This window comes from Burkholderiaceae bacterium (genome assembly GCA_024235995.1).
Classification (GTDB): Bacteria; Pseudomonadota; Gammaproteobacteria; order Burkholderiales; family Burkholderiaceae_C; genus Ottowia.
The window spans coordinates 3,504,085-3,520,970 of record JACKLI010000001.1; the positions used below are offsets into that span (position 1 = coordinate 3,504,085).

Genomic DNA, 16,886 nt, shown 5'->3' on the forward strand with positions numbered 1-16,886 from the left:
ATCAGTTGTCCTGGGGTTCTTGCGGCGGAGCCGGAGTGGCGGTCGCCGAGGCGTTGACGGGCGATTTGTCGTGGCGCGGGTCGGAGTCGAAGACCAGCCCCAGCTCATCGGCCCGCTGGTTGTCGGCCGCGATCTCGCGGTCGATGTCTTCGGCGTCGTAGCCGAAGGCGGAAATGGCTTCGGAGCGCGAAAGCAGCCCGGCACGGATTGCGGTGAGCATCGCGTCGAACTCCTTCTTCGGATCGACCCACTGCCAGCCCTGCGGAATCCATTTGGCGGCCAGGTATTCCCGTTTGCGTCCGACGAAGCCCGAGAGATCGAGTGCACCTTCGAGCGCAGCCTGTTCCATCCATGCGCGCCAGATCGGGCGGCAGAGCTGGTGGACGATCACGCCATGCTGGATCGCTTCGCAGCGGCGGCGAAACTCCAGCAATCCGGCGCGGATCGACGAGTAGTTCACCTGCGTCAGATCGCCGGTGAGCATCTCGTAAGTGATGCCCATCGCGGCGGCGACGGCCCGGAACTGCATGCGCAGGAACTCGGCATAACTGGCTCCGACGTCAGCCGGTTGGCTGAACTTCACGTCCTCACCAGGCTCCAGCAGCTGCAAGGTCCCGGGTTCCAGTCCTGCCAGGGACACGCCGTTGGCGTCCGCCAGCCCTTCGCCGATGAGGTTGTCCTCGGGCGCCAGGCGGGTAATGAAGCCCGCGAACATCGCCGCCGTCTTTTTGCGCACCAGTTCGGCGTCGTCGTACTGGTCCAGCTCATTGAGTTTGACCAGCGCCCGCGCCAACCACGGCTCGCCCCGGATCTGGCCAGGACGCAGCGGACGGAACAGGTGGATGATCTCGGAGGCAGGCACGCGCACGGTGTCCATGCCACCCGTGCCGGACATTGGCGCCAAGGCGCCATCACCGGGATGCGAGCGATACAGGTGGTAGGCGACGCGGCGGCCGAGCCGATCGAACTCGATGCCGGCCCGTACCACGTTGCCGGAAGGTAGCTCCAGGTTCATCGTCATGGGCAAGTGTTCGGGTTCCAGCAGCTGGAGCTGGAGGCCAACCGCCAGACCGTCTTCGGGTCGGCGATAGCGCAGCCGCACCAGTGCCTCCCCGCCTTCCAGCATTGCCCGGCAGGCGAGTGCTTGCAGGCCGTAGAAGTCGGTCAAGCCGGCTGCGTCGGCATCGCTGCACCAGTCCCACCAGAGGGCGTGAATGGCTTCCCGTAGTGCGTTGTCCGCGAGCATCGACTGCGGCTTGATGCCCGTGCCGATCGCGTTGGCGACGAAGGCCTCCACGCCGGCGGCCGCCCAAGCGTTGCGTCGCACCAGATCGCGGCTTTTGGCGCGGAGCTCGTTCTGGGTGAAGGCCAGCGCGGCAACGGCACCAGGATTTCCGACCTGCCAGGCAATCGCTCGCCGACCACCGCCGATACCGTCGTAAGTCGGCGACGGGCCGCCAAACATGCCGCGCCGAAGTTTGGAGAACCAGCTCATCAGGTGGCCTTCCGGGTCGTGACGCGCAACTGACGGACGAGGCTTTTCCCTGAATTTCGGGCGATCTCTGTCTCGACAGTTCGAATGGCGGCCTGCAACTCTTCGACTGAGCGGTACTCAATCGTTTTGTCGCCGAAGCTCACACGGCGCTCGCCAGTGGCCAGCGCACGCTTCAACGCGTCGAGCTCAGTAGTGGTGTAAGTCATCGTGTCCTCATCGGCACATCTGTCAGCTGAGCCAGCGGCTCCTAATCACTCGTCGCCCGGTGCTGCGGGGCGCAGAAACAGCGAGGCCACCGCGTTGGGTGGCCTCGTCAGTCGTTGTGGTGGTCACGGGGTCAGGCGGATCTGCCATCCCCAGTTGTCGCTCCAGCTCGCGCCAATGGCGTTCGTCGAAGCGATCCAGTCCCGCCGCTGAAGCGGCTGCGCGGGCGTAGACGTAGCAGTCCAGCGCCTCGTTACGCTCGCGCATCTTTTGCCACTCCCGGATGGGAAAGCCATTCCGGTCGCGTCGCGTGATGAGTTGTTCCGCGCAGAGCTGCTGAATGAACTCTGCGTCCACATTCGGCAGATGGATGAATCCGGCCGGATAGATCGCGGTGATACCGTCCTCGGCCACATCTGCCGATTTGCGCAGGTTGTTGTAGAGCTCGAGCTTGGCAATGCCGACGGCGACCGAGAACACCTTGATGCCTCGGCGCAGCTTCTTGCCGCCCTTGGATATATCCACGGCGGTGGGGGTCCCGATCAGTGCCGCGCCGCGCGCGACACCTTTGATGGCCATGATGCGCGGGTCGCGACTGGCCCGCACGAAGGTATAGGCCTCTTGGGTGGCAAACCCAGTGTCTAACAGGCCGTTGAAAAATCCCCTGCGAGCGTCCGCGTCGGCCGCTACGATCTGAAGCCATCCCGCAACAACTGCGACAAGAAAGATGAGAGGCAACCAAGACTTCCAGGGGGCGATGTTCAGCTACATCAGCCTTGAAGAAAGAGTGCCAGCGGCACACCCGCTGCGCAAGTTGCGCGCCGTGGTGGATGCGCTGCTGGCGAGCATGAACAGCGAGTTCGAAGCGGTGTACGCCCGCCGTGGCCGACCGTCGGTGCCGCCGGAGATGCTGCTCAAGGCCTTGCTGCTGCAAATCCTGTTCTCCATCCGCAGCGAACGCCAGCTGGTCGAGGCGGTCAACTACAACCTGCTGTACCGCTGGTTCGTCGGCCTGAACATCGAGGACAAAGTTTGGGACCACTCCACCTTCAGCGCCAACCGCGAACGCCTCTTCAACGAAGACCTGGCGCGCGCCTTCTTCGAGCGCGTCAAGCTCAGCGCCCAGTGGGGCCGGCTTGCCAGCGACGAACACTTCAGCGTGGACGGCACGCTGATTGAGGCCTGGGCCTCGCACAAGAGTTTCAAACGCAAAGACGACGACAGCGGCACGCCACCCGGACGCAACCCCGAGGTGAACTTCAAAGGGCAGGAGCGCTGCAACGGCACCCATGCCAGCACCACCGATGCCGATGCCCGGCTGTTCAAGAAGAGCGCGGGCGACAAGTCCCGCCTGTGCCACATGGGGCACATCCTCATGGAGAACCGCAACGGTCTGATCGTGGATGTGGAGATCACACATGCCAGTGGCACCGCCGAGCGCGAGGCGGCGCTGGCGATGCTCAAACGCCGGGGCAACAGGAACAAGCGGGCCACGGTCGGCGCCGACAAGGGCTACGACAGCAAGGCCTTCATCAAGGGCTGTCGCCGGCTCTTGGTCACGCCGCACGTGGCGGCCAAGGACAAGCACTCTGCAGTCGATGGGCGCATCAAGCGCCACGAGGGCTACAAAACCAGCCTCAAAGTGCGCAAGCGAATCGAGGAGGCCTTTGGCTGGATCAAGACAGTGGGCGGTCTGGCCAAGACCAAATTGATCGGTCAGGCCAAGCTCGCGGGCCAGGCGCTGCTGTGCTTTGCCACCTACAACCTGGTGCGCATGGGCAGTCTGGGCGGTTGGTGGGACGCGCATCATGCGTGAACCATGGGATACGTGCGCCCGGAACGGGCAAAACGGCCTGCAAACAGGCCGAAATGGCCGCTCCAATCGCTGCGCAGGCCAGTTTGCGCGATCCGTTTCTTCGAAATCCACGACCCTGGCGCGTTCGATGAGCATTTTTTCAACGGCCTGCTAAGGCGAACCGTGCCAGCGGCATCGCCGCGCCGGACGCGTGCGTCCAGTTTTCCGCGAGCAGATCCGCCAGTTGTTTCCAAACCGCATCCCGCGCGGTGTCGCCCATCAAGACGCGATGCTCGACCAGCCATGATTCCTTGCCGCGCCCGAAGGCCCAGATTGAGGCTTCGATGCGGTCCTTCTGGACATCCGCGCCGCCCACGAGCAGGAGTCCACCGGGAGGAATCGATCCGACCGGGTAGTCCTCGCGCCGCTCGACGAGGCGTTGCCAATCCGGTGCTTCGCCTTCCTCGACCCAGGTCTCACCCAGTTCGGTGTTCTTGAACGTCTTGATGGCCGCCGCAGAACCCGACTCCTTGCTCACAGCCAGTTCCCAGGCGACGGCGATCTCGCGCCAACTGCGCCAGCCGACCGGGCTGTAGAGTGACGACAAGTGAAAGCCAGCCGTCTTGGCGCCATTCTCTGGTGCCAATGCGCGCCACTCGCCGTGTTCCAGCATCCAGGTCTTGTGGTGCTCGGAAATCGGCGCATCGCAGGATTCGCAAACATAGGCGGCGCTGTCCGGTTGTCCCTTCTCCCAGCGCAGTTGCTCGAAGCGCAGCCATTGGCGGTGCGAGCAATGCGGGCACGGCAAAAAGTAGCGACGCTGGTCGGATGTTTCATATTCCCGTTCGATGGCGCTCGCACCCGAGATTGTTGGTGTCGAAACGATGAAAATCTTACGGCGCGAGAAGGTTCTGGTACGCGCCTCGGCAAGTGAAATCGCGTCGCCTTCACCCTCAACGTCCAGCGGATAGCCATCCACCTCGTCGAGGAACAGGTAGCGCACTGGCATCGACCGCAGTCCGACCGCGCTGTTGGCGCCCGTCATCACCAGGACGCCGCCCCGGAATTCCTTCGAAAGAATAGTGTTGCCCGAGTCCCGGCTCCTGGCCGGTGCAATCAAATCGGCCAGAACACCCGACTCCTCAATCAGTGGGTCGATCCGCTGCTTGGAGTTGCGCTTGGCCATTTCCACTGTCGGCCAGACGGCCATCATTGGCCCCGGCGCGTGGTGGATGACGTAGCCGATCCAGTTCGATCCCATCTCGGTCGCGCCGAGTTGGGCCGCCTTCATGAACACCACACGTTCGACCGGCGAGGTCGGCGACAGGCAATCCATGATGGCCTTCAGGTAGGGCGTACGGTTGGTGCGCCAGCGTCCCGGTTCGGCAGATGCCTTACTGGAGAGCATCCGGTGGCGATCCGACCATTCGGACACAGTGAGCAGTGGGTCCGGCGTCAGCCCTTCGCGCCATGCGCGCTCGATCTCGGCAGCACCCTCGTAATCGTTCATCATCAGTCCACGCGCGGTCGCAGTTCGCCCAGTTCGATCAGGTGCTCGCGGACGACGGCGTCCAGGGCCACATGCATCTGATGAGGATCAATCCCAAGCTGGGATGCCATCTGCCCAGACACACGGGCGGGCCAGTTCAACCAAGCATCACGCTCCACGCGTGCGAGATGGAATACGTGCGCCACTGCCTTGGCCCGGTCGACCAGTTCTTCCTTTTTCTCGGCTAGCTCGACCTGCTTGAGTTTGGCCTTCAGTACTTCGTTGACTGTGCGCGCATGCAACAGTGAGGTACCACCAGTCGACAAGGGTGGGACGCCTGCATCTGGGGTTTCGCGTTGCGCGGGCTGTTTAGAGGCTGCAGGCTCGACCTGCACCTTAGATGTTTGTGCCGGTTCTGGTGCTGCGACTTTGCGTTGCTGCAGGGTGTTTTGCGCCCACTGCGCGTCCGCCGTGTCCGGATCAATCGTGCCGTCAGGCAGCGGTGTGATCCGCCCGGTGTCGATGGCCTTTTTCACGGCCACGTGCGACACGCCACGGTGGCGCGCGTAGGCGCGAATCGAGAGTCCCATCGTCACCTTCACTCATTTTTTCGTCATGTCCGCAGATTGAGCTTGGCTTCCATCGGGAACAGCGCGTTCATCACGTCACGCCAACCACCCCCCGAAAGGAACACGCCATGAGCCAGATCGACACCATCCTGACCCTGATCGCCCAGAAGCATCTCGGCATCGAAACCCTGCAAACCCGCAACTCGGACAGCCTCGACTTCCACGACACGGCGGTGTGGTGCCTCAAGGATGCGCTGGAAGCGACCTTCAAGGCGGGCGTCGAACTTGGCGCAGCGAGCCCGAAGGCCTCTGAAGCGGAAATCGCCAAGGACTGATCGGAAAGCTGCGAAGCCCCGCGATAAGCGCTTGGCTTCAGTCCCGGACAGCGCGTTCATCACATCGTCATCCACCACCCCGAAGGAGCAGCAAATGACCACCACCAGCCTGACCCCAGCCCAGCATGCCATCCTGGCCAAGGCCATCAACACCAGCGCAGGCAAGATCGACTGGTTCCCCGACAACATCAAAGGCGGCGCGCGCAAGAAAGTGCTCGACGGGATGTTCAACCGTGCCCTGATCACGCCCGATGGCGAGGGCTGGTGCGTCGCCGCCGAGGGCTACGACGCCCTGGGCATGCCACGCCCGGGGGTGAACAAGAATGGCATCGGTCAATTCGAAGCCAATCTCGACCAGATCATCGCCAACGCAGAAGGCGCGCGAGCCGCCATGAGCGATCCCGAACTGGAAGCCGCCGTAACCGCCGCCGAAGCAACGTGGGTCAAGCCGCGCACCCGCGACAACAGCAAGCAAGCCGAAGTGATCCGGATGCTGCAACGCCCCGAGGGCGCAACCATCGGCCAGATCTGCGCCGCCACCGGTTGGCAGGCGCACACAGTGCGCGGCACCTTCGCCGGTGCCTTCAAGAAGAAGCTCGGCCTGACTATCGTCTCGGACAAGGCTTCGGGCGGTGAGCGGATCTACCGGATTGCCTGATTAGAAAGATCGAGAGAGAGGCCAAGCAGCGCTTGGCTTCTCAATCGAACAGCGCGTTACTAAGGGTGTCGCAACGATCAACCCGAAAGAGCAGCCACCATGACCACCAACCAGATCCCCTCCACCCAGAACGACAACTGGGGCTTTTGGGGCACGATGAACGAGCACGCCAGCGCAGCATGGCCCCTGGCGATGGTCGCCATCTCGGATGCCACCAGCCGGCCCCTCGAATCGGTGAGAATCTTCCTCGACAGCCGCCACGGACGCCACTTTGCCGACGACGTCCAGAACGGGCTTTACGAGGGCAAGGCCCTGGCGGACGCGATCAACGCCGCCACCCAGCGTTGGATGGGCTGGACGATTGGCCGCCAGACCAGCAAGCAGTACGGCATCCCGCGCGGCCTGCCTTACCTGACGGGCTTTGTGATTCACTGCGAGATCGTCGAAGAATCGCTGGCCGCCTGATCAAGCGCCGCGCCATCCGCCTCGCGGGTGGCCTGCTTGCCGGTGAACTCCTCCCACCGGCGCACGATCACGTCGACGTACTTGGGGTCGAGTTCGATCAGCCGCGCAATGCGGCCTGCCTTCTCGGCGGCGATCAGCGTCGTTCCAGAGCCACCGAACGGGTCGAGAACCACGTTGCCAGGGCGGCTCGAATTGCGAATCGCGCGCTCGACCAACTCCACCGGCTTCATCGTCGGGTGCAGGTCGTTCTTCTGGGGCTTCTTGATGTTCCACACGTCGCCCTGGTCGCGGTCACCACACCAGTGGCGCTGTGCGCCTTCGGGCCACCCGTAGAGGATCGGCTCGTACTGGCGCTGGTAGTCGGCGCGCCCCAGGGTGAAGGTGTTCTTGGCCCAGATGATGAAGGTCGACCATTTGCCTCCGGCGGAGCGGAAGGCGGCCTGCAGCACATCCAGTTCGCTGGAGGACATTGCCACGTAGATCCCGCCCCGGCAATGCGCCACGGTGGGCGTCAGTGCCGCCAGCAGGAAATCGTAGAAGCCGTCACCCAGGTTGTCGTTGAGGATCGCGCGATCCTTGCCGCGCATCTTGTCCTTGGCGCTGTTGGCGTAGTTCACGTTGTACGGCGGGTCGGTGAAGACCATGTCCGCCACCGTGCCCTGCATCAGGTGGTCGTAGCTCTCGGCCACGGTCGAGTCGCCGCACAGCAGTCGGTGCTGACCCATGATCCAGACATCGCCCGGACGCGAGATGGGCATCTCGCTGACCTCGGGCACCGCATCCTCATCGGTCTGGCCTTCGTTGTCCGGCTCGTCGCCCGCGATCAGTTCGGCCAGCGCATCGGCGTCGAAGCCGGTGATGTCCAGGTCGAAGCCTTCGAGCTGCAAGGCTTCGAGTTCGATCCGCAGCATCGCATCGTCCCAGCCCGCGTTCTCGGCGATGCGGTTGTCCGCGATCACCAGAGCTCGGCGTTGGGTTGGCGTCAAATGGTCGAGGACGACCACCGGTACCCGTTCCAGACCCAGCTTCTGGGCGGCGGCCAGGCGACCGTGGCCAGCGACGATGATGCCGTCGCTGCCCGCCAGGATCGGATTGGTAAATCCAAACTCCGCGATGCTGGCAGCGATCTGCGCCACCTGATCATCGGAATGGGTGCGCGCGTTGCGGGCGTAGGGCAGCAGCTTGCCAGTCGGCCATTGCTCGATCTTGTCGGCCAGCCAGCTCATGTCAGCACCTCGGCATTAACGGTGGCGGCGCGCTCGGCGACTACTTGCTCGAAGGACTGGCCGGTGGCGATCAGGGTGATCGGCACCCCGGGATGATTCTGCTGGAAGCGTTTGATGGCGACGTCCACGTACTGCGGGGCGATTTCCACGCTGCGGCAGATCCGACCGGTGCGCTCGGCTGCCAGCATCGTTGTGCCGCTGCCGCCGAAGGGTTCGAACACGATGTCGCCCGCGTCGGTGTAGGCCTCGATGCCGAACTCCGGCAGCGCCACCGGAAACACGGCCGGGTGGTCAATGTCCTGCCCGATCTTGCCCTTGTGGCGCATCACGCGGATCACCGAGTCGGGGATGCGGGTGTCCTGCGTCGGCAGGCCCTTGTGTGTCCAGCCACCCACTTCGCCGTCCTTGCCGCGCATCGCGGTGGACGAACCATCGGCGCGCAGGTGGGATTCCTGGCCCGCGTGCTTGCACGGCACGATCTTGTGGGGCTTGCGGCTCTCCCGGTTGAAGTGGAATACGAACTCAAAGCTCGGCGCGAAACGGCCCGCCCAGTCGCCGGGCATCCCAGGCCCCTGATCCCAGACGTACCAGGCAAAGCGCCGCCAGCCCTGCTGGCGCATCCAAGATAGCCAACCGTCCCAATACGGGATCACCTCGTTGTCGCGGTGGATCAGGCCAAGATTGACCAGCACCTGACCGTCGCCTGCCATCGGAAGGTGCGCGAACACGCCACGCATCAGACCATCCCAATCGGAGATGCCACCCGAGGTGTAGTCGCGCTGGTTGCCGTAGGGCGGCGAGGTGAAACACAGGCGAGAGAGGTCACCCTGCATCAGCGCAGCAACCACGTCCCGGTCGGTGGCGTCACCACAGATCAGGCGATGCGGGCCAATCGCCCAGACATCGCCGGGCCGGGACACCGCTACGACGGGTGCTTCCGGCACGTCGTCGGCAGCGTTAGGCTCGTCGGGTTCGGACTCTGATTCATCATCAGCGACGGCTACCGCACTGGTGAGCAGTGCCTCGATCTCGGATTTTTCGAAGCCGGTCAGAGCGAGGTCGTATCCCGCGTCGGCAAGCTCGGCCAGCTCCAAGGCCAGCATCTCTTCGTCCCAGTCTGCATCCAGTGCCAGCCGGTTGTCGGCAATCACCAGTGCTCGCTTTTGCGCGACGGTCAGGTGGGCCAGTTCGATCACCGGCACCTGATCCAGGCCGAGCTTGCGCGCAGCGGCCAAACGCCCGTGCCCGGCGATGATGCCGTTGTCGCCATCGACCAGGATCGGGTTCGTCCAGCCGTACTCGATGATGCTGGCCGCGATCTTGGAAATCTGGCTCTCGGCGTGCGTGCGCGGATTGCGGGCGTAGGGAATCAGCGCCTCGACCTTGCGGTACTCGACGTTGAGCGTGTTCAAAATGGAAGCCCCAAAAACAAAACCCGCCGAGCGTTGCCGCTGGGCGGGTCGGGTGAATGAAAAATCTGGTGCGGTGGTAACCGCCTGGCTGGGTGGTAACCGGGGCCGGTAACCTGCCCTGGTGGTAACCTGATTTTGCAGCCTGACGCTAGAGAAGCGTCGCGCTCGCGCCCCCCGCATTGCTTTCTGGCCGGGAAGGACCCGTCGCAACGGGTCGTGGCCATCGCGAGCCAGAAACGAAGAAGGCCACAGATCGCTCCGTGGCCTTTACGCACTCAATGCTCGCAAGATTAGCCGTAATACTAGCGAAAAAACCTCAGGATGTTGCACGCCAAAAAGCGACCGAAACCCGCATCGACACGCAGGATTCCCAACGACTTCGCGACTGTTCGCAACTACACCCAACGTCAGCGGCAATTGCCGGCTGCCCCAGTTTTCTTTTCCATCCGCAGGTGCACGGCGACCAATTCCAGTGCCGTCTGCCAGCGACGCCATGCGGTTGTCCGGTCACAGGCAAAGCGGCAGCAGATGTCCTTCCACGGATATCGTTGTGCTCGCATCCAGACGAGGTGTCGCTGTTCTTCTTCCAGCCACTGAACCCACCGCATGGTCTCCAGCATCCGGTCGATGGCAGCAGGGTCGGGAGGAAAGCGGTAGACCCGTGGCTCAGCTCCCAGGTTTTCCCATGGCATGCGTTTGATCGCCGGCCAGCAGTTGAAGTAGCCCTGCACACGAACCGGAGGAAGGCGGTGGGCGGTTCGTGCGGCCTCGATGAATCGGTCCGCCACAGTCTCGATCGTCCACTCAGCCATGTCGACGCTCCTTCGGCCCGTACAGCCGATCGCCGATACGGCGAAGCAGTTCACGTTCGACCCAGTCGAGCCGCGTGTCGTCGGGCGATATCACCAGGATCTGTTGGTCGCGCCAGCCCTCGCGCTTGATCTGCTCCGGATCGGGTCGCGGATCGGGTTGCAGTCGAGCCAGGGCACAGCGGTATGCGGGAGTCGGAACCTTCATGTCACACCTCCTGCGTCTCGATCGCCCAGTGCAGGAGGGCAATGGCGTCGGCTTCGTTGTCGTCGGCAGGCGCGTGGCCACGCAGACGAACGGCGCCGATCATCTGGTCCTTGCTCGCATTGCCTTTGCCGGTGGCGTGCTTCTTGATCGTGCCCACCGGAACGCCCTGGTACGGGATCTGGTGGTGCTCGCACCATGCGGTGAGGTGGGCCATGAACCCGCCGTAGGCGTGTGCCGCATCGACGCCGGCGTGGCGGCGGACTTCCTCGAAGTACACCGCTTCGATGCCATCGCAGGACTGCTTGATCTCGGTGAGCCAGCGCTTGAAGCGCAGGTAGCGCATGCCGCCACCCTCAAAGCGCTGCGGCTTGAAGGATTCCGTTCCGCTGGTCACGGCGCCGTCGCGATCGCGTACTGCCCAGCCGGTTTGGGTGCCAAGGTCCAGTGCCAGGATCGATGGCACGGATCGCCGCCGATGATCTGAGCCCGGGTGGCCGGCAAGTCCCCGACGTAGGGCAGAGGGACCCCCTGGTCCCTCTCCTACGTAGTAGGAGGGGGAGTTTTCGCCAACTGGAGAAAGGGAGAAAGTCCAGCAACGGCGCGGGTTTGCGCCAGTTGGCAAGTTGGCAGCGATGCCAACTGCCAACTGCGGGTCATTTCCTGCAATGCCTTGATCTGACTGGACCTCCAGTTGGCAGGGGTTTGCCAACTGCGGGTAGTTGGCAAGGAAATGAGTGAAGTTGGCAACGGCGCTGCCAACTGCCGATTGGGCAATATTCATGGGGCCTCCGGGTCGTTCAGTTCGTCGTGATAGACCCACACATCTGGGTTCTCGACGGGCATCGAGGCGCCGGAATGCGGGCACTTGTAGTGGGTGGGGAGCACCGTGTGCTCGCGCATCGGCAGCTCGCCGGTGGCCGTGTCGACATCGCCCGCTGGCATGCGCAGCACCATGCCTTCGACGCAGAGATAGCCGAACTTGGTGCGGCCGCTGGAGGGCAGACCGTAGTCAGCCGCGTTGCGGAAATACTTGATGTAGCCCTGCGTCGACAGCGCAGAGATGCGTTCGCGGATGGTGCGCTCGCCGCCCAGACCGGCCATGCCCTCGAAGGACTCGGCGAACTGGTTTGCGGTGTAGCAGCGCCCGCTGCCGGCCTCCTCGAACAGGATCTGAAGGATCGCGTCGCGTTTGCGGCGGCGCTCGGCATCCAGTCGCTCGCCGTAGTCCTTCATCACCAGCCGCTCGTTGGCGTCGACTTCCCGCCACTCACCGTTGATCTTGTCGACGTGCCGTTGCGGGATACCCGCGCCATTGCGCAGCTCGAAGATGAGCTGGCGAGTGGTGCGCGTTTCATCGGGTCGGAACAGCAGCATGCCGGTCGAGTAGTAACCGCGCAGGCTTCCTGCGCCGGCTAGTGCCTGGAACGGGTCCTCCTCAAACTGCTTCTTGCCTAGCTTCTTGGTGTGGTGAGCGAGGATCACCCCGGCGTCGGGATTGACCGCCTGGCGAATCCGCTCCACCCGCTGCGAGAGAAAAAACAGCATGGCGCCGTTGTCGTTCTCTCCACCGGCATCGCCGCCGTCGAACACGTTGCGGATCGGATCGATGGCGATGATGTCAGGAGGCTCGCCGCCAAAAGCCTTCGCGATCGCTGGGATCACCTGTGCCAGACCGGCGTCATCGAGCACCAGCCGCAACTGCGGCGTGGCCACGAAGTTGGCGCGGGCGTCCAGAAGCCGATGGGACGGCAGGCGGACATCCTTCACGCGCTCGCGCAGGTAGTGGTACTGGACCTCGGCCTGCAGGTAGAACACCCGCAGCGGACGGGGTGGATGCATGCCCAGAAACGCAGCGCCAGCCGCCATGTGAGCCAGCCACGACAACAGGAAGTCACTCTTGCCGACCTTGGGCGCACCGCCGAACACCAACATGCCTGCGGGCGTCAGCACGCGCGGCGAGATCAGATCGGGTGGCAGCGGCGAGTTGTCGTCGAGCAGTTCACCGAGCGTGAAGGTGGGCAGAGAGGCAGCCGCCGCCTTGACCACGCGACGTTCGCCCTGGGCGATGAATGCCGCGCAGTCGAACCCTTCGTCGACAGCGTCTGCGGCGTCCCACTTGGGTGGCTTGTCGGTGGGCGGCACCAGGATGGCCACTGATGTGCTACCCGCAGCCACGCATGCACGCGCTGCGCTCTCGGCGTAGTCCCAGCCGGGTGCATCCCGGTCCGGCCAGATGACCACGGATTTCCCCGCCAACGGACGCCAGTCGGTTTTGTCGACAGGAGCCTTGGCGCCGTTCATCGCGGTGGTGGCCGCAATGTCGCAGGCGATCAATGCAGCCGCACACTTCTCGCCTTCGACCACGACGACCTCTCGCGCCTTCGAGATGACCGGGAGGTTGTAGAGCGGCCTGGGGTCGGGCGCGCGCCACATGCGGGCACGAACATCCCAGGGGCGATATTCCTTGCCCGTCGGTGGGTCGTAGCGGTAGACGCAGGCGATCAGTTCGCCCTCGGGTGACAGATAGTCCCACTTGGCGGTGTAAGCGCCGAGGTCGTCCATCGGCACGCTGCGAACATCGCGGCGCATCGGCGTGATGTTCGGTGGAGCAAGACCGAGCCACTGCCGGATCTCGCCAGCGATGCGCGGGAAGTCGCTGCGTGCGGAGCGACCCTGCGACCGCGCCCACAGATCGATGACATCGCCGCCCTCGTCGGTGGAGAAGTCCTTCCAGAGGCCGCGCCGTGGTCCGTCCAGCTCAACCACCAGACTCTTGCCAGGGTTGCCATCGACATCGCCAACGTAGAACTTGCCACCTCGGATGCGCCCCTGCGGAAACAGGTAGTGGAGAACAGCTTCGAGCCGGTCCAGTAGCCCCGCACGCAGCGCATCGGTATCGGATGCCAGCTCGTCGCGCTGCTCGGGGGCATCATTGAAGTCGAGCCAGATGATGTTGTCGGCAATCATGTCGAACTCCAACAGCGGTCCTGCCAGGGGCAGAACTTGCACTCGACATGCGTCGGTGTAGTCGCATGGCGCGGCAACAGTTCCTGGCTGTCGGTCGCCGTGATGACACGAACCGCGCGATCGGACATCCGCTGCGCCAGGCCGCCATCGAACGGCACCAGCTCGAACCAGATCTCCTCGGAGTCCTTGTTGATCGCGGTAAACAACGCCGGGTTCGCGGAAATGCCCGGGATGCTGGCTTCCATGTAGGCCTGATAGATGGCCATCTGCGCGGCATAGACCGGTTTGGATTTGCTGACGCCGTGCTTGACCGTATCCCGCCAGGACTTGTCGTTCATGGTCTTGCACTCCCACAGGGCCGGATAGCTCATTCCTAGCTCTGCGGGGCCGCCGTTCAGGACGCCATCGACGTGCCCTTGAATACGGCCGCCTGCAACGGAAAAGCCGAACTGACCGCCGCTGGCCTTTTGGGTGTACAGATCGAATCCGGCCATGCGCAGCCAACGAATGGCCAGCTCTTCGAGAGCGTGTCCCACCTCGAAGATGCGCAACACGCGACCCGGGATTTCCCTTCCAGCATCGGCAGGGGTTTGGAGATACTCGTATTGCAGCGCGCGCTCGCAGGCGACGCCCAATCGCGACGCACCGAGGTAGTTGCGACGGGATTGGTTGTCACGGTCGGCGCTTAGTGCAGCGTCGATGAGCACGCCTATCAGCTCATGGATCTTGGGACGGTGATTGAAATCCAGCATCAGAACGGCACTCCCGTCGAAGCCGGCTTGCCTTGCCGGGCGAGCCGCTCCTCAAGAAACGCGCGATCCTTTTCTGCCATCCGCTCGTGCTCGACGAGCATGTGTTCCTGGTAGGCAGTCACCACCACGTCGATCAGCATCAGCACTTCGTCTTTGCTGTAGTCCGCCAGCGGTCGCTGCATACCGATGGAGCCGACATACTCGCCAAGCGGCGCCAAGCAGGACGTCATGGCGGCGAGCTCCATATCACTGGGATCGATCATGTGACCTCCCGTCTTTTCCATGAGTCGCGAAAATGCGTTCTGGCAGCGCATGGAGCAGAACACCCAGCGGTCCGAGTAACGTCGTGGATCGCTGCGCGGCAGGCGTGGATTGAAGTATCCGAAGCCCTTGGCCTTTCGTGAGCAGACTGCACATTTCACGCGGCCTCCCGGTGGGCATCGTTGGCAGCCACCACGAGGCGCTGAATCGACGACTTGTTGAACTGGAAGGACAGCAGCGCCGAGGCCTGATAGCGCGTCATGCCAAAGTCGGCGCGCAGCGCCTGCGGCAGATACTGGAGTTGCTTCGCGGTCGGCGGCTCGTTCAGCCAACGACGGGTCTTGTGCGCGGAGTCAGCCGACTCGCGGTCGTTCAGCCAGTCATCGGCTTTGGCCATGCAAACCGTGCGGTCGCCGACAGCCAACAAGCGTGGCTGCAGATCCTTACCTCCGCCCACGGCGTGCCAGCGCCCATTCAGGAAGAACACGCCACCCCAGGCGTTGAAGCCAGTCGCCATCAGTGCGTCGTCGCAGCCGAACAGGTCACACCAGCGGAAGTTGGAGCGCTTGAGCAGATCGATCTCGGTCATCACGAAATCGGCCAGCGCATCTCCTTCTTCGGTGTTCTCGTTGTCCCAGACGAAGCCGCACAGCGGGCATTCGCGGCAGCCGAGCGGGACGGTGGCTTCACAGGACGGGCAGTCCTTGGTGGGCGCTTCGCCGTGATGCTGGTGTCCGTCGAGATTGACGTCCTGTTCCAGAGATCCGTGCATCAAGGTCGCGGTGCCGAAGTCCAGGACCACGCAATCGGTCTTGATGACGCCCGGATGCTCCGATGGGTCGATGGTGCGCAGGCCACGCCCGATCATCTGGGTCAGAGTCGACTTGTGCGAGCTGGGTCGCAGCAGAACCACGCAGGAGGTAGGCGTGAAGTCGTAGCCCTCCGTGAGCACAGCCACATTGACCACGACCTGCGCGGTACCAGATTCGTACTCGGCCAGGCGTGTCTTTCGCTCAGATTCTGAGAGCTCGCCGTGCACGATCACGGCGGATACACCGGCATCCTGAAAGGCGTGGCGCACACATTCGGCATGGGCGACGGTCGAGCAGAACACGATCGTTTTGCGGTCGCCGGCCTTCTCACGCCAATGACGGATCACGGCATCGGTGATGGGAGTCTTATTGAGAATCGCCTCGACTTCCGTCATGTCGAAGTCAGTGGCCGTGCGCCGGACCCGCGTCAACTGCTCCTGGGCGCCGACATCGATGACAAAGGTGCGTGGCGGCACGAGGTGGCCGGAGGCGATCAGCTCGCCGAGGGTGATTTGATCCGCGACGTTGCTGAAGACCTCCCGCAGTCCCTTGCCGTCACTGCGGGCAGGCGTCGCCGTCACCCCGAAGATCTGGGCGCGCGAGTTCTTGTCCAGCACCCGGTCGATTACGCGGCGGTACGAGGCCGAGGCTGCGTGATGCGCTTCATCGATCACCAGCAGATCGAGGATCGGGATGGCAGCGAGATGGTTGTCGCGCGACAGCGTTTGCACCATCGCGAACGTGGCGCGCCCGGACCAAGATTTGTCCTTGGCATCGAACACGGAGGTGCTGACGCCCGGATTCACCCGTGCAAACTTGGATAGGTTCTGGCCGGTCAGTTCATCGCGATGAGCGAGGATGCAGGCCTTGGCATCTGGCTCGGCCAACAAGCTGCCGGCCACCGCCGACAGCATGATGGTCTTGCCCGACCCGGTGGGGCCAACAGATAGGGTGTTGCCGTGTTGGGCGAGCGCCGCCAAAGAGCGCTCGACCAGCAGGGCTTGGCGGGGGCGGAGCATCATGGCGGCGTCCCCCTTACTGTGCCCAGCTCGGGCGACCCGGCACGGAGGCACGGCCCGTGGCCTGGGCATACGCGTTCGACCCGTTTGCGGGTGCTGGCGCTTTCGCCGCTCCCTGCGCGCCACCCATGAGGGCGGCGTAGTCCTTGTGGTCGGGCGTGATCGCGGCCTTGATCACGCTCTTGTCTTGGCCGTTCTGGTCTTTGTCCCAGTCGACCTTGCCGAGAAACTCGATGCCATCGAGATCGGCAAACCCGCTGATGCGGCGCGCGTTCTGCGCGGCAGGACTGTTGTCGCCAGGATGAACGCCGCGCGCTGAGTTGAGGATCGCCTTGACGAAGGTGCGTGTTGATTCATCAGCACAACTGAGCCAGTGATCACGTTGAATATTGAGCCACTGGGTTGATGGA

General features: G+C 63.5%; 16 protein-coding genes and 2 pseudogenes. 4 read left to right on the forward strand and 14 right to left on the reverse strand.

Annotated features, from left to right (window positions below; genetic code table 11):
• Position 1: 1 nt before the first annotated feature.
• The 3 genes and pseudogenes from H6927_16740 to H6927_16750 form a co-directional block, all read right to left on the reverse strand.
• The gene (locus H6927_16740; GenBank protein MCP5219735.1) at positions 2-1,495 is read right to left on the reverse strand and encodes a phage portal protein; all 1,494 of its coding nucleotides are present in this window, start codon (positions 1,493-1,495) and stop codon (positions 2-4) included.
• On the reverse strand, positions 1,495-1,701 hold the full coding sequence (locus tag H6927_16745) for a hypothetical protein (protein MCP5219736.1): 207 nt from the start codon (positions 1,699-1,701) through the stop codon (positions 1,495-1,497). Before H6927_16745 ends, H6927_16740 begins: the two co-directional genes overlap by 1 nt.
• A 22-nt stretch (positions 1,702-1,723) precedes the next feature.
• A pseudogene (locus H6927_16750) lies at positions 1,724-2,344 on the reverse strand (phage terminase large subunit family protein).
• An 82-nt stretch (positions 2,345-2,426) separates the two neighbouring features.
• Here H6927_16750 and H6927_16755 point away from each other — a divergent pair.
• Positions 2,427-3,515 carry an IS5-like element ISCte5 family transposase gene (locus H6927_16755; GenBank protein ID MCP5219737.1) on the forward strand — a complete coding sequence of 363 codons (1,089 nt, stop codon included), beginning with the start codon at positions 2,427-2,429 and terminating at the stop codon, positions 3,513-3,515.
• A 151-nt stretch (positions 3,516-3,666) separates the two neighbouring features.
• Here the strand turns inward: H6927_16755 and H6927_16760 are convergent.
• Positions 3,667-5,007, reverse strand: a pseudogene (locus H6927_16760) (phage terminase large subunit family protein).
• Positions 5,007-5,573, reverse strand: a complete 567-nt coding sequence (locus H6927_16765; protein ID MCP5219738.1) for an elements of external origin — start codon at positions 5,571-5,573, stop codon at positions 5,007-5,009. The pseudogene H6927_16760 and the gene H6927_16765 overlap by 1 nt, the downstream one beginning before the upstream one ends.
• A 107-nt stretch (positions 5,574-5,680) precedes the next feature.
• Here H6927_16765 and H6927_16770 point away from each other — a divergent pair, with 107 nt between their 5' ends.
• From H6927_16770 to H6927_16780, 3 genes are all read left to right on the forward strand, one after another.
• Positions 5,681-5,887, forward strand: coding sequence for a hypothetical protein (locus H6927_16770; protein MCP5219739.1), 207 nt, complete (start codon positions 5,681-5,683; stop codon positions 5,885-5,887).
• Positions 5,888-5,981: 94 nt separating this feature from the next.
• Positions 5,982-6,545, forward strand: a complete 564-nt coding sequence (locus H6927_16775) for a DUF3489 domain-containing protein (GenBank protein MCP5219740.1) — start codon at positions 5,982-5,984, stop codon at positions 6,543-6,545.
• 99 nt (positions 6,546-6,644) lie between these two features.
• Positions 6,645-7,010, forward strand: coding sequence for a hypothetical protein (locus H6927_16780; GenBank protein MCP5219741.1), 366 nt, complete (start codon positions 6,645-6,647; stop codon positions 7,008-7,010).
• Here the strand turns inward: H6927_16780 and H6927_16785 are convergent.
• From H6927_16785 to H6927_16825, 9 genes are all read right to left on the reverse strand, one after another.
• Positions 6,974-8,236, reverse strand: a complete 1,263-nt coding sequence (locus H6927_16785) for a site-specific DNA-methyltransferase (protein MCP5219742.1) — start codon at positions 8,234-8,236, stop codon at positions 6,974-6,976. The two genes, H6927_16780 and H6927_16785, sit on opposite strands and share 37 nt — an antisense overlap.
• Positions 8,233-9,648 carry a site-specific DNA-methyltransferase gene (locus tag H6927_16790; protein ID MCP5219743.1) on the reverse strand — a complete coding sequence of 472 codons (1,416 nt, stop codon included), beginning with the start codon at positions 9,646-9,648 and terminating at the stop codon, positions 8,233-8,235. Before H6927_16790 ends, H6927_16785 begins: the two co-directional genes overlap by 4 nt.
• A 407-nt stretch (positions 9,649-10,055) precedes the next feature.
• A complete protein-coding gene (locus H6927_16795) occupies positions 10,056-10,460 on the reverse strand; it encodes a helix-turn-helix domain-containing protein (protein ID MCP5219744.1) in 405 nt (134 codons plus the stop codon).
• Positions 10,453-10,665 (reverse strand): hypothetical protein, encoded by a 213-nt coding sequence (locus H6927_16800; GenBank protein ID MCP5219745.1) that lies wholly within the window; start codon positions 10,663-10,665, stop codon positions 10,453-10,455. The genes H6927_16795 and H6927_16800 overlap by 8 nt, the downstream gene beginning before the upstream one ends.
• 1 nt (position 10,666) lies before the next feature.
• Positions 10,667-11,128 (reverse strand): hypothetical protein, encoded by a 462-nt coding sequence (locus H6927_16805; GenBank protein MCP5219746.1) that lies wholly within the window; start codon positions 11,126-11,128, stop codon positions 10,667-10,669.
• Between the two features lie 314 nt (positions 11,129-11,442).
• The gene (locus H6927_16810) at positions 11,443-13,632 is read right to left on the reverse strand and encodes an AAA family ATPase (GenBank protein ID MCP5219747.1); all 2,190 of its coding nucleotides are present in this window, start codon (positions 13,630-13,632) and stop codon (positions 11,443-11,445) included.
• Complete coding sequence (locus H6927_16815) at positions 13,629-14,384, reverse strand: hypothetical protein (protein ID MCP5219748.1); 756 nt, start codon at positions 14,382-14,384, stop codon at positions 13,629-13,631. The genes H6927_16810 and H6927_16815 overlap by 4 nt, the downstream gene beginning before the upstream one ends.
• The gene (locus H6927_16820) at positions 14,384-14,806 is read right to left on the reverse strand and encodes a hypothetical protein (GenBank protein MCP5219749.1); all 423 of its coding nucleotides are present in this window, start codon (positions 14,804-14,806) and stop codon (positions 14,384-14,386) included. Before H6927_16820 ends, H6927_16815 begins: the two co-directional genes overlap by 1 nt.
• Positions 14,803-16,479, reverse strand: a complete 1,677-nt coding sequence (locus H6927_16825) for a DEAD/DEAH box helicase (protein ID MCP5219750.1) — start codon at positions 16,477-16,479, stop codon at positions 14,803-14,805. Before H6927_16825 ends, H6927_16820 begins: the two co-directional genes overlap by 4 nt.
• Positions 16,480-16,886: the final 407 nt, after the last annotated feature.